General features: G+C 71.5%; 13 protein-coding genes. 8 read left to right on the forward strand and 5 right to left on the reverse strand.

Features of this window, described 5'->3' with window-relative positions:
• Together ACNF49_RS39025 and ACNF49_RS39030 are read left to right on the forward strand one after the other, a co-directional pair.
• A complete protein-coding gene (locus tag ACNF49_RS39025; protein ID WP_482940804.1) occupies window positions 1–1350 on the forward strand; it encodes a serine hydrolase domain-containing protein in 1350 nt (449 codons plus the stop codon).
• Complete coding sequence (locus ACNF49_RS39030) at window positions 1347–2573, forward strand: MFS transporter (RefSeq protein WP_482940805.1); 1227 nt, start codon at window positions 1347–1349, stop codon at window positions 2571–2573. Before ACNF49_RS39025 ends, ACNF49_RS39030 begins: the two co-directional genes overlap by 4 nt.
• A gap of 109 nt (window positions 2574–2682) precedes the next feature.
• Here the strand turns inward: ACNF49_RS39030 and ACNF49_RS39035 are convergent, their stop codons facing one another.
• The gene (locus ACNF49_RS39035) at window positions 2683–3273 is read right to left on the reverse strand and encodes a helix-turn-helix domain-containing protein (RefSeq protein ID WP_482940806.1); all 591 of its coding nucleotides are present in this window, start codon (window positions 3271–3273) and stop codon (window positions 2683–2685) included.
• Between the two features lie 73 nt (window positions 3274–3346).
• Between ACNF49_RS39035 and ACNF49_RS39040 the strand changes: the two genes are divergently transcribed.
• Window positions 3347–4510, forward strand: coding sequence for an MFS transporter (locus ACNF49_RS39040; RefSeq protein ID WP_357971295.1), 1164 nt, complete (start codon window positions 3347–3349; stop codon window positions 4508–4510).
• A 45-nt stretch (window positions 4511–4555) separates the two neighbouring features.
• Here ACNF49_RS39040 and ACNF49_RS39045 read toward each other — a convergent pair whose 3' ends face one another.
• Window positions 4556–4978 (reverse strand): hypothetical protein, encoded by a 423-nt coding sequence (locus ACNF49_RS39045; RefSeq protein WP_357971296.1) that lies wholly within the window; start codon window positions 4976–4978, stop codon window positions 4556–4558.
• 122 nt (window positions 4979–5100) lie between these two features.
• On the opposite strand from ACNF49_RS39045, the gene ACNF49_RS39050 reads away from it, so the two are divergent.
• Window positions 5101–5937, forward strand: a complete 837-nt coding sequence (locus ACNF49_RS39050; protein ID WP_357971297.1) for a helix-turn-helix domain-containing protein — start codon at window positions 5101–5103, stop codon at window positions 5935–5937.
• 29 nt (window positions 5938–5966) lie between these two features.
• Here the strand turns inward: ACNF49_RS39050 and ACNF49_RS39055 are convergent, their stop codons facing one another.
• Window positions 5967–6551 (reverse strand): TetR/AcrR family transcriptional regulator C-terminal domain-containing protein, encoded by a 585-nt coding sequence (locus tag ACNF49_RS39055; RefSeq protein ID WP_482940807.1) that lies wholly within the window; start codon window positions 6549–6551, stop codon window positions 5967–5969.
• A gap of 73 nt (window positions 6552–6624) precedes the next feature.
• Here ACNF49_RS39055 and ACNF49_RS39060 point away from each other — a divergent pair, with 73 nt between their 5' ends.
• The 4 genes from ACNF49_RS39060 (at window position 6625) to ACNF49_RS39075 (ending at window position 11171) form a co-directional block, all read left to right on the forward strand.
• A complete protein-coding gene (locus ACNF49_RS39060) occupies window positions 6625–7875 on the forward strand; it encodes an FAD-dependent monooxygenase (RefSeq protein WP_482940808.1) in 1251 nt (416 codons plus the stop codon).
• A 133-nt stretch (window positions 7876–8008) separates the two neighbouring features.
• Window positions 8009–9001 (forward strand): zinc-binding dehydrogenase, encoded by a 993-nt coding sequence (locus ACNF49_RS39065; RefSeq protein ID WP_482940809.1) that lies wholly within the window; start codon window positions 8009–8011, stop codon window positions 8999–9001.
• A 30-nt stretch (window positions 9002–9031) separates the two neighbouring features.
• A complete protein-coding gene (locus ACNF49_RS39070) occupies window positions 9032–10153 on the forward strand; it encodes an RNA polymerase subunit sigma-70 (RefSeq protein WP_482940810.1) in 1122 nt (373 codons plus the stop codon).
• 112 nt (window positions 10154–10265) lie between these two features.
• A complete protein-coding gene (locus ACNF49_RS39075) occupies window positions 10266–11171 on the forward strand; it encodes a S41 family peptidase (RefSeq protein WP_482940811.1) in 906 nt (301 codons plus the stop codon).
• A gap of 77 nt (window positions 11172–11248) precedes the next feature.
• Here the strand turns inward: ACNF49_RS39075 and ACNF49_RS39080 are convergent, their stop codons facing one another.
• The gene (locus ACNF49_RS39080) at window positions 11249–13300 is read right to left on the reverse strand and encodes a WD40 repeat domain-containing serine/threonine protein kinase (RefSeq protein WP_482940812.1); all 2052 of its coding nucleotides are present in this window, start codon (window positions 13298–13300) and stop codon (window positions 11249–11251) included.
• Window positions 13297–13440: a hypothetical protein gene (locus tag ACNF49_RS39085; RefSeq protein WP_498703298.1), complete on the reverse strand. Its 144-nt coding sequence runs from the start codon at window positions 13438–13440 to the stop codon at window positions 13297–13299. The genes ACNF49_RS39080 and ACNF49_RS39085 overlap by 4 nt, the downstream gene beginning before the upstream one ends.
• Window positions 13441–13452 lie beyond the last annotated feature (12 nt).

Below are 13452 nucleotides of genomic sequence, written 5' to 3' on the forward strand. Positions count from 1 at the left end.
ATGGACCGCCTCGACCTGCCGGGCCTGCTGGCCGAGCTGTCGCGCGGGCACCGCGTCCCCGGCGCCCAGCTCGCCGTCCACCGCGACGGCCGGACGACGACCGCCGAGTACGGCGTCGAGACCCCCGGCGGCCCGCCGGTGACGGCCGGCACCGCGTTCCCGCTCGGGTCGCTGACGAAGCCGTTCACCGCGACGCTGGCCGCCATGCTGGCCGACGACGGCGACGTGGGCTTCGGCACGCCGCTCGCCGGACCGCTGCCCGAGCTGGGCCCGTACGCCGCGGACCTCACCCTGGGCCGGCTGCTCAGCCACACCGCCGGCCTGGCGGCCAACGCCGAGGACGCCGACCGGGCGCCCAGCAGGCGGGCGTGGGCCGAAGGACACTGCGGGCCCGCCTGGCCCGGCATCGTCCCCGCGTTCTCCTACTCCAACGCCGGGTACGTCCTGGCCGGTCACCTGATCGAGTCCGTCACCGGGATGACCTGGTGGGAGGCGGTCGAGGACCTGCTGCTGGCGCCGCTGGAGATCACGCCCACGTACGTGGCGGGCCCGCCGACGGCCCGCCGGGCGGCGACCGGCCACAGCGTGCACCCGTCCCGGGACGTGGTGGTGGCGGTGGCCGAGGAGGAGTCGCCCGTCGAGGCCCCGGACGGCGCGCTGGCGCTGAGCGCCGCCGACCTGGTCGCCTTCGCCCGCCTGCACCTGGGCGACCCGTCCCTGCCCGCCCTGCTCGGCGCGGACACGCTGCTGCGGATGCGCGTCGACCGGCTGGCCGGCGCCGCGATCGGCCCGTACGGCATGGCGGACGGCTGGGGGCTCGGCTGGGCGATCCACCGCCGCGACGGCGCCGAGTGGATCGGCCACGACGGCACGGGCGAGGGCACCTCGTGCCACCTGCGCGCCGATCCCGTCAGCGGCACGGTCGTCGCGCTGACCACGAACGCGAACACCGGCCTGGCCGTGTGGCGCGACCTGGTGGACCGGCTGGCGGCGGCGGGCGTCGAAGTGGGCGACCACCGCCCGCTGGCCGCTCTCGGGGCGCCCGTGCCGGGTCCGCCGGGCTGCGCGGGAGCGTACGCGAACGGCGCGGCCAGGTTCGAGGTGGCCGAGGACGGCGCGGGCCGCCTGAGCCTGCGGTCCACGGGCGCGATCACGTGTTTCCCCGGCCTGGTGTTCGCCGTCGGCGAGCCGCCGCCCCACGGCCGCACCGCGCACGCCGGCCGGTTCATCGCCGACGACCACAGCGGCGCCGGTCTCAGCGGTGGCGACGGCCGGATCGGCCTGATCCAAGTGACCGGACGACTGGCCCGCCGCCTGCCGCCGGAGTCCTGGACGGGAGGAACACCATGAAGGATTCCACCGTCGAACCCGCGCCAGCCCCGCTGTCGCGCAACAGGAGCTACGCCACGCTGTGGAGCGGGCAGTTCCTCTCCGAGCTGGGCAACGAGATCAACTTCATCGCGATCCCCCTGCTGATCCTGGCCATGTCCGGCTCCGCCCTGGAGGCCGGGCTGGCCTCGTCGGTGGTGGCGGCCGGCCACATGATCGCCAACCTCCCGGCCGGGGTGATCGCCGACCGCTGGGACCGCAGGCGCACCCTGCTGATCTGCCAGACCGGGCGGGCGCTGGCCATGGCCTCCGTCGCCGCCGCCGTGTGGCTGGACGCCTACTCCTTCCCGCACATCCTGCTGGTGGCACTGCTCGACGGCCTGCTCGGAGCCGCGTTCGAGCCCGCCGAGCAGGCCGCGCTGCCGCAGGTGGTGCCCCCCTCGCAGCTCTCGCGGGCGGTGGCGGCCAACACCGCGCGGCCGTTCATCGCGACCCTGGTGGGGCCGGCGCTGGCCGGTTTCCTGTTCGCCCTGCAGCGGGCGATCCCGTTCGTGGTGGACGCCGTCATGCTGGCGTTCTCCTCCGTCGCGCTGCTCTTCCTGCGGCTGCCCGCGCGTCCGGCTCCGGCCGGGGAGGAGCGGGGGCCGGGCGGTGACCTCGTGGCCGGGTTGCAGTGGGTGCTGGGCCGGCGGGTCATCAGGACGACGCTGCTGTGGATGCTGCTGTCCAACCTGGTCTTCACCGCACTGATCATCATCGTGCTGGCGACGTCCCACGAGGACCAGGTGGGCGCCGGGGTGATCGGGCTGAGCATGGCCTGCATGGGGGCGGGCGGGCTGCTCGGCGCCGCGCTGGCCGACCGGCTGCACGCCGCGCTGCCCGCGCCGGTCGTGATCGTGGGCTTCTCCTGGGTCACCGCCGCGCTGACGGCGCTGATGGCGGTCGTGCCGAGCGGCCTGCCGCTCGGGCTGCTGCTCGGCTGCGCCGCCTTCTTCGTCCCCCTGGCCAACACCACGATCCTGACCTACCAGATCACCGTCACCCCGGACGCGCTGCGCGGCCGGCTGACGGGCATCACGGGGCTGTGCGGCGGCGGCGCGGCGGCGCTCGGGCCGCTGCTCGGCGGAGCGCTGGTCACGGCGGGGACCGGCGGCATCCTGGCCTGCGCCGCCGCCCTCACCCTCGTGGCGACCGCGACCACGCTCAGCCCGACCCTCCGTCGCTTCCCCACCGCCCGCCCCTGACCCGCCTTCGCAGGGTCCCCGCTCTGTCCGCACGAGGGCGGGCCCGTGGCGCAGGTCGTCGGGACGGATCGGCGCATCGCAGGGTGGAGCCGCACGACAGACCGTTGGATCAGCCGGGGACCAGGCTCGCGTAGCGAGGGTCCCGGGCGCCGGCATAGACCACGACCATCGTGAAGTGGGCCGGCTCCGGGCCCTGGCTGCTGTAGGCGTGCGGGCGGTCGCCTCGCATGCGGAGCGCGTCTCCCGCGGCGAGTTGGAAGAGCGCCCCGCCGACGGTGACCGCGACGCCGCCCGAGTGGAGCTGCAACAGTTCCCGGGTGCCGGTCGGATGCGCGGGCGTGGAGATCTTGTCGCCGGCGGGCAGCCGGAACTCCCAAAGCTCGGTGAAAGGCGGCTGGCTGTCGTTGATCAGGAGCCTGGCGCGGCCTTCAGAGCGAACCACGGCGTCGGCGGCACGGGAAACGCGGCCGAGCTCCTCCGGGGGCTCCACCAGCTCGCCGATCGAAACACCGAGCGTGGCGCTGATCCGAGCGAGCGTCGCGATGCTGGGGTTGGTGCGCATGGTCTCGATCTGCTGGAGCATGCCGCGGCTGACGCCGGACCGAGTGGCCAGCTCTTCCAGCCGCCAGCCTCGGGCTTGACGTGCGGCGCGCAGGTTCGCGGCGAGGGTGTGGCCTACGGCCTCGGCGGGATCGGTCATGGCGCAATGCTGCCCTAGGGTGCAAAATAGTGCGACTATGACACAAGATACTGGTCGCACCGAGCGTCGCGCGGTGCGGCGGCTGCTCGGCGCCAGCTTCGTGGACTTCCTTGGCTCGGGGCTCTTCCTGGCCTTCTCGGCCGTCTACTTCACCGGCGTCGTCGGGCTCGCCGCAGGCCAGGTCGGGCTGGGCTTGAGCATCGCGGGTACCGCGGCCATGGCCGCCGCGATACCGCTGGGCCGGGCGGCCGACCGCTACGGTGTCCGGCGGGCACTGGTGCTGGTGCATGCCCTACGCACTGCCGGAACCGCCGCTTACGCCCTCGTCGGAGACTGGTGGGGGTACCTCGTCGTCGTCACGATCATCACGGTCGCCGACCAGATCGCGACCGCGCTGACCCAGGCGTACGTGGCAGAGATCGCCGAAGGAGACAGCCGGGTAAGGGTGCTGGCCTCGTATCGGACCGTGATCAACCTGGCGATCAGCATCGGCGGTCCACTCGGCGGACTGCTGGCCGGCACCGGCCTCTTCCGGACCATCATCCTGGCCAACGCGGCAGCCTGTCTTCTGGTCACTGCGGCCTTCGCCACCCTGCCCCAGCCGGTCCGAACCGAAGAGCCCGCCCCCGTCCGGCGAGGCTTGGGCGTGCTACGTGATCTGCGGCTGCTCTCGCTGGCTTGTGTGGATGGCGTACTGCAGCTTTGGCAACCGATACTCAACCTCGCCTTTCCGCTGTGGCTCGCTCGGGCGACCACATTGCCGGACGGCTCACTCGGGGCGCTGTACGCCATCAACACAGTCCTCGCGCTGGTCTTTCAAGCTCTCGTAGCCCGCCACGTCACAAGCCTCAGAGCCGCCCGGCGATGTCAGCCCGTCGCTGCGGCATTCGCTGCCGCCGCCTGTCTGTTGTTCTGGTACGCGGCCCACTCGGCGCCTCTCGCACTGTTCTGCGCTGCGCTGGTGATGCTCACCGCAGCGGAATTGATCGCTGTCCCCGCGGCCTGGACGTTGTCGTACGCCTTCGCTCCGGACGACCGAAGAGGTGAGTACCTGGCGGCGTTCGGCATGGGTCGCTCGGTCAGCCGCTACGTCCTCGGCCCCATATTGATCACCGGCATGCTGCAACTGACGGGTGGTTGGACCTGGGGCATTCTGGCGCTGCTCTTCGTCGTCGCAGGCAGCATCGCACCCCTGACCATCAGGAACGCGGATGCGATGCGGTCGGCCGCAAGCTGACCGATATCGGCCCGCTGCCTGATGCTCGACCCCTGCCCGTCCTCGTCATCTCGCCCCCAGTCGCCGGAGCCCGGCGAACTCGAGCCCGGCATAGACGGCGACCACCAGCGCGCCGACCAGCATGAAGGCGACCCCCCAGCCGGTCAGCGGTATCACGTCCGCGAACACCAGGGCCAGCAGCGCCACACAGGACAGCGCGTTGCCCGCCACGACGAACGCCACATGTCGCACAGGGATCCGCGGATGACCTGCGATGAGGCCGAGTGCCGCGGCCCCGCCCAGCATGGCCACGCCGAACGGGACGGACCAGGCGGTCGGCAGGCCGAGCGGGCCACTGAGCGGCTGGGCGGCGACGAGCATGACCACACCGAAGACAGCGGTGCTCCACCCGTCGATCCGCAAGATCGTGCGCAGCCGGCCTGTGGTGTCGTTCTCTGGATGCCGGGCGGTCGGGGTCGGCGTGCTCATCCGGGTCTCCTTCGACTGAGTAGGTCCTGACCGGACAAGACCATGCCATCGCGGTGGTTATGCGCTCAATAACCTCAGAGGTCATGACGTCGCCCACCTGGTGGTGGCCTATCCTCCTCGGCATGGACGCGGAACAGCCGTCCCGGATAGGGGCCCTGCTACGGGAGTGGCGTCAGCGCCGCCGGCTCAGCCAGCTCGATCTCGCCAACCTGGCCGACACCTCGGCACGGCACTTGTCGTACATGGAGAACGGCCGCGCCCGTCCGAGCCGCACGATGCTGCTGCGCCTGTCAGCAGCGCTCGACGTACCCCTGCGCGAGCGCAACACGCTGCTGCTGGCCGCCGACTACGCCCCGGCCTACCGGGAAAGCAGCCTTGACGACGATTACATGGCCTCGATCCGATCCGCGCTGGAGACCATGCTGGCGGCGCATGAGCCGTACCCTGCCGTCGTGGTCGACCGGGTCTGGAACGTGCTGCAGGGCAACCGCGCCATGGGCGTCCTGATGGACGGCATCCCGCCGCACCTTCTGGAACCGCAGCCGAACGTGTTCCGGCTGGCCCTGCACCCCGAGGGGTTGGCCGCGCGGCTGGCCAACCTGGAGCAGGTGCGAACGCTCTTCCTCGAACGGCTGTCACGCCAGGTCAACGCCACTGGAGACATCGAACTCCAGCGGCTGCACGAGGAGGTTTCCGGCTACCCCGTGCCATCGAGCGACGACGAGGTCCCGCGACACCAGCCGAGCCCGAGCCCGATCGAGGTGCCTCTGAGAATCCGCACCCCGTTCGGCGAACTGGCGATGTTCAGCACCATGGCCACCTTCGGCGCTCCGGCCGACGTGACGCTGGCCGAGCTGGCGATCGAGCTCTTCTATCCCCTCGACGACTTCACCGCCGACGTTCTCCGCGCCCACTCCGCGGCGGGGCTCGAACCGGTCGAGGGGCTCTCCGAACGCTGACGGCCCGCGGTGGAGCCCGTCGACCCCGGTCAGCGATCACCATCGGAGCTGGTGGCCCGCATTGCGGTGCGATGTACCAGGCCGTCCAGGATGAGGGTCAGGCCGGCCTCGAACGCCGACTCGTGGTCGATCACAGGCATGTCCGCCGGTGGATCCGAGCCGGCGTCCGCCTGTTCCTCCAGGACGCTGCCGACCGTGAACCGGCCGGCGGCCAGCATCGCCATTCGGGCGTCCCGCTCAGGCACTCCGGAGGCGATCAGGAAGTCCATCTTGCGGCGGATCCGGTCGAGGTCGTTGGCAGGGGTGCTGCCCGCGTGGAGGCGAGCGCCGTCGCGGCGCATCAGCAGGGTTCGCCGGAAGCTTCGCGTGTTGTCCAGGAACCAGTCACGCCAGTCGTCGCCGGGCATCGGCAGCGGGACGGCCGCATGCGGTGCCATCGCCGCCTCCGCCATGGCGGCGAGGAGGTCCTTCTTGGTGCGGAAGTACCAGTAGAGGGAGGGCTGTTCGACGCCCAGCCGCTTCGCCAGCCGCCGCGTGCTGACCGTGTCCAGCCCGACCTCGTCGAGCAGGTCGAGCGCTTCGGAGACGACGATCTCACGGTTGACCTTGGTCACGTTGACAAATCTATCACTGATAGATGACTCTGCAGAGGAATCATTCACTGATAGATTTTTTAGGAGCGACGGCATGGCCGACAGATCAGGAGCCCATCCCCTGCGGGTCCTCGTCACCGGCGGCGGGATAGCGGGCCAGGCGCTGGCTTTCTGGCTCACTCGAGGCGGCCACCAGGTGACCGTCGTCGAACGCTTCCCGGCGCTGCGGGCCACCGGGGCGCAGGTCGACCTCCGGGGACAGGGCATCGAGGCCGTCGAGCGGATGGGGCTTCTCGACGCCGTCCGCGGCAAGCTGGTGGACGAGGCCGGTGTCGCCTTCGTCGACGCGCGCGGCAGGACCAAGGCGACGATCATGGCCAACACCTCCGGCCAGGGCCGGCAGACCCTCACCTCCGAGTACGAGATCATGCGCGGCGACCTGGTACGCATCCTGCACGACGCGTCGAAGGACGACACCGAGCACGTCTTCGGCATGAGCGTGGACGGCTTCGAGCAGGACGAGCAGAAGGTCGTCGCGCACTTCTCCGACGGGTCCTCCGGCGAGTTCGACCTCCTGGTCGGCGCGGACGGGCAGGGATCGCGCATCCGGCGGGCGATGCTCCCCGCGGGCCACGACCCCTACTGGCGGCTCGGCATCCACATGGCCTACTGGTTCATCCCGCGCATCGCGTCCGACAGCAACATCCGGGACACCTACATGGTCCCGGGCGGCCGTCAGATCATGCGCCGCAGCCACAACCCGACCGAGACGCAGGTGTACTTCGTGCTGCGGGAGGAGTCCGCGGAGTCCTCGGCGATCCACCGCGAACCCGTCGAGCGCCAGCAGGAGTTCTGGGCGAGCAGGTTCCGCGACGCGGGCTGGCAGACCGAGCGCTTCGTCGACGGCATGCGGACGAGCCCCTTCTTCTACTCCCAGGAGGTCGTCCAGGTGCGAACCGGCACCTGGTCCAAGGGCCGCGTGGTCCTGGCCGGCGACGCCGCCCACTGCGCCTCCCCGTACAGCGGCATGGGCGTCTCCGGCGGTCTGGTGGGCGCCTACGTGCTGGCCGGCGAGATCAACAGGCACCCGGGCGATCTGCCGACCGCACTGGCGAACTACGACAGCGTGCTGCGGCCCTTCGTCGACGAGATCCAGGGCGAGGTGAATCCGCGTCTCCTGCGCCTGGGCATGCCGACGACCCAGCGTGCGATCGACGCCTTCCAGGCCGCCACCGCACTGGCGTGCTTCCTGCACGTCCCCGATCTCGTCGCGCGCTTCTCGAAGGAGGACCGCGGCGGCAACTGGCGGCTCCCCGAGAGCCCCGCGCCGCTCAGCGCCGCCTGAAAGCGACCGATGCGGTCCAGGGCGGAAGACCATCGGCCGATTCCTTTCGGTGGTGGCCGGGGTCTACATGGGGGATCGGCCCGCGCGTCGGGCCGATCCCCCATGTACGCCGAGAAGGAAGAGCTGATCGCCGATGAGCATTCCCGCGACCATGCGCGCGCTGCAGCAGACGTCCCTCGACGGCCCACAGGACATGCGCCTGATCGTTGACGCGCCGGTGCCGAGCCCCGGCCAGGGCGAGGTCCTGATCCGCGTCACCGCCGCCGGGGTCAACTTCGCCGACGTCTCGAAGGCCCACGGCACGTTCGCAGGCGGCCCGCGGCCACCGTACCTGGCAGGTTTCGAGGCCGCCGGTGAGGTCGTCGCGATGGGCCAGGCCGTGACCGGCCCCCGACCGGGGGCTCGCGTCGTCGGCGTGGGAACGGGCGCTTTCGCCGAGTACATGGTCCTGTCCGCGGCCGCGGCGGTGCCTGTGCCTTCGGGCTGGACGGATCAGCAGGCGCTGGGGCTGGTCGTGAACTGGCCCACCGCGCTGGCCGCGCTCAAGCCTCTGGGCGGCGTCGCCGCCGGGCACGTCGTGCTGATCCACGCCGCGGCGGGCGGGACCGGCCAGGCCGCGGTGAGAATGGCCAAGCACTACGGTGCGACGGTCATCGCCACCGCCTCGCCGGGCAAGCACGAGACCGTGCAGGCGCTGGGAGCCGACCACGTGCTGAACTCTCTCGGCGGCGACCTCACCGCCGAGGTGCTGGAGCTGACCGGCGGTCGCGGCGCCGACCTCGCGCTGGAGTCGGCCGGCGGCGCCGCCTTCCACGCCGGCCTGGCCGCGGCCAAGCCGGTCACCGGCCGGGTCGTCGTCTACGGCCTGGCGGGCGGCGAAGTCCCGATCACCAACTGGGACCTGGTGTACAAGCACCAGGTCCACGTCATCGGCCTCAACATCGGCGTGCTGATCCAGGCCGCACCGCAGGTCTTCGGCGAGCTCATGGGTGAGCTGTCCGCACTGATCGCGGCCGGCGTGCTCGCCCCCGGCCTGCCCACCGTGTACGAACTGGCCGACGGCCCGAAGGCGCTGACGGAACTGGAGGCCAGGGCCACCGTCGGCAAACTGGCCCTGCTGCCCTGACCGGAGGCGCCCATGACAGGAGTTGAACAGATGACCGCAACGGTGGACCCGCCCATCAGGCAGACGGCGCGATTCGTCGTGACGCTGGACCGGGACGACACGGCTGCGCCGGAAGCCGCGCTCGGGTCCGAGACCGGCCGGCGCACTGCCGAGGACGCCGCTTCCACGAAAGGGGGCCCGCCAGGTCAAGACCAGTTCACCGCCGAGACCGAGCGGTTCCGCCGGGAACTGCTGGCGCACTGCTACCGCATGGTCGGCTCGGCGCACGACGCCGAGGACTTGGTGCAGGAGACGTACCTGCGGGCGTGGCGGGCCTACGCCGGGTTCGAGGGCCGGGCGTCGATCCGGTCCTGGCTCTACACGATCGCCACCAACGTCTGCCTGACGGCGTTGAAGCCGCGCCCGATCCGGGTGCTGCCGTCGGGTCTGACAGGTCCGTACGACGGACCCGATCGCCCGCCGAGTCCCGTTGCGCCGGGCGAGGTCTCCTGGCTGGAACCGCTGCCGGACGCGTGGATCGCCCCGCCCGTCGACGATCCGGCCACGGTGGTGGTCGAACGCGAGTCCCTGCGGCTGGCGCTCATCGCCGGTCTCCAGCACCTGCCCGCCCGCCAACGTGCGATCCTCATCCTGCGCGAGGTGCTCGCGTTCTCGGCCGCCGAGACCGCGGAAATCCTCGGCACCACCACCGCGGCGGTCAAGAGCGGTCTGCAACGCGCCCGCGCCCGGCTCGGCGAACTGGAGCCCGAGCCCGCGGAACTGCTCGAACCGACCGACCGACGGGCACGCGCGCTGCTCGACGGCTACATCGCGGCCTTCGAGCGCTCCGACGTCCGCCTACTGGAACAGGTGCTGCGCATGGACGCCACGCTGGAGGCGACGCCGTTCCGCGACTGGCGGTCGGGCCGGGCGAAGTGCATCCACCTGCTCGACGCGTACGTACTGGGCACACCGGGCGACTGGCGGATGATCGCGACAACCGCCAACGGCCACCCCTCCGCCGCCGTGTACCACCGGCACGCGGACGGCACGCTCCGGGCCGACGGCCTCGTGGTGCTGGTCCCCACCGCCACCGGCATCGCCCGCGTGATCAAGTTCCACGATCCCGCGCTGGTCACGACGTTCGGCTTCCCGGACGCGCTCGCACGCTGACCCGCCGACGGATGCAGGTCGGCCGGACGACGGGAGCGGCCGGTGGGAAGACGGGTCACGCCTGCCGAAGGCGTTTTGACGTCTTCGGAAGAGCGGTGCTCTACTTCCTGCCATGACCCCCCTGACGAGCCTTCAGCCTGCCCCCGTCGTCGACGAGACAGCCCGCCTGCTGACCGAGCACTACGTCTTCCCCGAGATCGCCGAGCAGCTCGCCGACCTGCTACGACGACGTCTCGCCGAGGGCGCCTACGACGTCGGCGATGCCGAGGAACTCGCCCGTCTGGTCACCGCGGACCTGCAGTCCGTCAACGGCGACAAACACCTGAGGCTGAAGCACCACGCTGACCCGGTGTCCCCCGAGCAGGGCGCGGCAACCCTGGAATCCATCCGCCGGGACTACGACACCTCGCTGGGCGGCGCGCCCCGGGTGGAGCTGCTCGACGGAGGAGTCGCCGTGGTGGAGCTGGCGCCGATGCTGTTCCCGCTGGAGTGGGCCGCCGAACCGCTGAGCGCCGCGCTCACCCTGGCCTCCCGCGCCCAGGCGCTGATCGTGGACCTTCGCGACAACCGGGGCGGCGACCCGGACACCGTCGCCTTCGTCTGCAGTTACCTCCTGGACGAGCGCACCCACCTCAACACCATGTACTGGCGCGGCGGCGAGCGCAGGGAGCAGTCCTGGAGCCTGCCGCACGTTCCCGGCGCACGTTTCGGCGGCAGCAAACCGTTGTACGTGTTGTCCAGTGACAGCACCTTCTCCGCCGCCGAGGAGCTGGCCTACGACCTGCAGCAGCTCGGCCGCGCGGTCATCGTCGGCGAGCCCACCCGCGGCGGCGCGCACCCGTGCCGGGGCTGGACCGTGCACCCCCACCTGGAAGCCACCGTCCCCACCGGCCGCGCCGTCAACCCCGTCTCCGGCGCGAACTGGGAGGGCACCGGCGTGCAGCCGGACATCCCTTGCGCCGCCGCGGAATCCCTCGACCGGGCACACGCACTGGCCCTCGCCCGCCTGGCAGGCTGACGCGGTCGAGCCCGTCGTCAGTGACGCACCGGACGCCGTTCGTGATCAGGGCGACCGGAGCTCCGCCCTCGGCCTGGTCACGCGTTTTCGACCGGCCACAGCCAGCAGCCTCCGGCATCCACGAACCAGCCTCCTGAGACCAGGAAGGTTCCATCGGGATGGAACGCCAGTGCGGCGGCCCTGCGGTCGGTCACGGTCGCCTTCGCCCGACCGGTCGCCGTGTCCCATAACCGGATGCCGTCCTTGTCGGCCACTGCCAGGGTGGCACCGTCCGGGCTGAAGGCGAGGGCGTCGACGTCCGCGCTGCTGATGGGGCGCAGCCCGGTTCCCTGACCGGATGTCAGGGAGCAGCCGTGGGCGCCGCCCAGCGCGTACTGCTTCCCGTTCGGGCTCACGGCGACCGCCGAGCCGTACCCGTCGGGGCCGATCGCCTCCAGGTCGCCGCTGTCGAGGTTCCAGCGCCAGAAGCCGTCCGTCCCGTCGGCTGCGGTGAGGTCCTCCCCTGCCAGCAGGATCGAGTGGCCGTCGTCGATGAACGCAGCCGAGTTCACCGCGGAACTGTCCCTCGTCGCGAACGGCAGCTTGCGCTTCGGCTCCTTGGCTGCGACATCCCACACGACACAGATCTCAGAGGCTTCCGGGTTGCCTACCGGGATGTTTCCCGCGACGACCAATTGGGCGCCGTCCGCGCTGAACGCCATCGTGTGGGCGCCCCCGACCGGCGAGGAGAGCGAGTGTGTCACCTTCCCGGTGGAGGGGCCGCGGAAGCTCAACGGCTCCTTCATCCCGGCTGTCACCAGTGCGGAGCCATCCGGGGTGAAGGCCATGGCGCCGTTGACGGAGTTCTCGGCGGAGAAGTCGGCGATCACCTCGTGCGAGTCGGCGGCCCACAGCCAGCCGTCGCCGTGGATGTTGCCTCCCGCGACGGTGCGCCCGTCGGGGCTGAACGCCACCGTGTACAGATCCCTGTCGGTCAGCCGGTTGCGGTGGGACCAGAAGTTCCAGCCGATCGGGACGGCCGCGGCACCAAGCGCAGCCACACCGCCGAGCAGGAACCGGCGCCGGGGCAGGCGGCGCCTGTCGGTGGGCAGGTCGGAGCCGCTGGATGCCCGGTGACCCGGCTCATGCGAATACCGCTCCGTGCCGCCGGGAGTGCCCAGGGCTCGGCCGTGGTCGGCGTCGTCTCGGGTCCTGCCCTTGTGGGGGCCGGGATCGGAAGAGGGGAAAGGTGCCAGGGCCGGCGGGGTCTGCAGTTGGCGTTCGTCGACCATCGTCGCGAACGGTGGCGGAAGCCATTGGGTGGTCGTCCGGGCGGGGCCGGTGAGCTCCTTGAGAATGTCGGCCACGCCGGGGCGGTCGCCGGGGTCCTTGGCCAGGCAGCGCTTCACCAGCTCCGCCAGGTGGGCGGGCAGGCCGGCCAGGTCGGGTTCGTCGTGGGCCACGCGGTAGACGATCGCCTCGGCCCGTCCCGTGCCGAACGGGCTGTGACCGGTGGCGGCGAACGCCAGGACGAGTCCGAGGGAGAACACATCGCTGGGAGGACCGATCTCGCGGCCTCGTGCCTGTTCCGGGGACATGAACGACGGGGTGCCGACCACCGCGCGGGAGAGGGTGTGGGAGGTGGCGTCCAGTGCGCGGGTGATGCCGAAGTCGATGACGCGGGGGCCGTCGGCGGCGAGGATCACGTTGGACGGCTTGAGGTCGCGGTGCACCAGGCCGCAGGCGTGGATAGCGCCGAGCCCCTCGGCCAGTCCCGCTCCCAACACGGTGATCGCCTCCGTGGGCATCGGTCCGTGCGCTTCGACGGCCTGGTGCAGGGACGGGCCGGGAATGTAGGAGGTGACCAGCCACGGCGGGTCGGCATCGGGGTCGGCGTCGACCAGCTGGGCGGTGTAGAACCCGCCGACCCGGCGGGCGGCCTCGGCCTCCAGGGCGAACCGGCGCCGGAACCCGGGATCGTCGGCCAGGTCGGGCCGCACCAGCTTGACCGCGACCGGTCGGCCGCCGGGAGAGCGCCCCAGGAACACCTGCCCCATCCCGCCACCCCCCAGCCGCCCCTCCAGCCGATAGGCCCCCGCCCGGTGCGGATCACCCGGCCGCAAGGGCTCCGGCCAGAGCGGGAAGCTCATCGCACCTCCGTGTGTACGTCCAGGAAGCGTTCCAGCACGCGGTACGCCGTCGCCCGGCGGACGGAGCAGCGTTCGGCGAGGTGCTCCTTGACGAGGTGGCCCTGCTCTCGACTCGTCGGTTTCGGCTGCCTGCGATCCACCGGCGCACCCCC

This window comes from Actinomadura sp. ATCC 39365 (assembly GCF_054392275.1).

Coding starts and splice junctions, on each gene's coding strand:
- ACNF49_RS39045 (WP_357971296.1), bottom strand. CDS start 4,978: ATGAGCACGCCGACCCCGACCGCCCGGCATCCAGAGAACGACACCACA.
- ACNF49_RS39050 (WP_357971297.1), top strand. CDS start 5,101: ATGGACGCGGAACAGCCGTCCCGGATAGGGGCCCTGCTACGGGAGTGG.
- ACNF49_RS39060 (WP_482940808.1), top strand. CDS start 6,625: ATGGCCGACAGATCAGGAGCCCATCCCCTGCGGGTCCTCGTCACCGGC.
- ACNF49_RS39025 (WP_482940804.1), top strand. CDS start 1: ATGGACCGCCTCGACCTGCCGGGCCTGCTGGCCGAGCTGTCGCGCGGG.
- ACNF49_RS39065 (WP_482940809.1), top strand. CDS start 8,009: ATGAGCATTCCCGCGACCATGCGCGCGCTGCAGCAGACGTCCCTCGAC.
- ACNF49_RS39035 (WP_482940806.1), bottom strand. CDS start 3,273: ATGACCGATCCCGCCGAGGCCGTAGGCCACACCCTCGCCGCGAACCTG.
- ACNF49_RS39070 (WP_482940810.1), top strand. CDS start 9,032: ATGACCGCAACGGTGGACCCGCCCATCAGGCAGACGGCGCGATTCGTC.
- ACNF49_RS39080 (WP_482940812.1), bottom strand. CDS start 13,300: ATGAGCTTCCCGCTCTGGCCGGAGCCCTTGCGGCCGGGTGATCCGCAC.
- ACNF49_RS39075 (WP_482940811.1), top strand. CDS start 10,266: ATGACCCCCCTGACGAGCCTTCAGCCTGCCCCCGTCGTCGACGAGACA.
- ACNF49_RS39030 (WP_482940805.1), top strand. CDS start 1,347: ATGAAGGATTCCACCGTCGAACCCGCGCCAGCCCCGCTGTCGCGCAAC.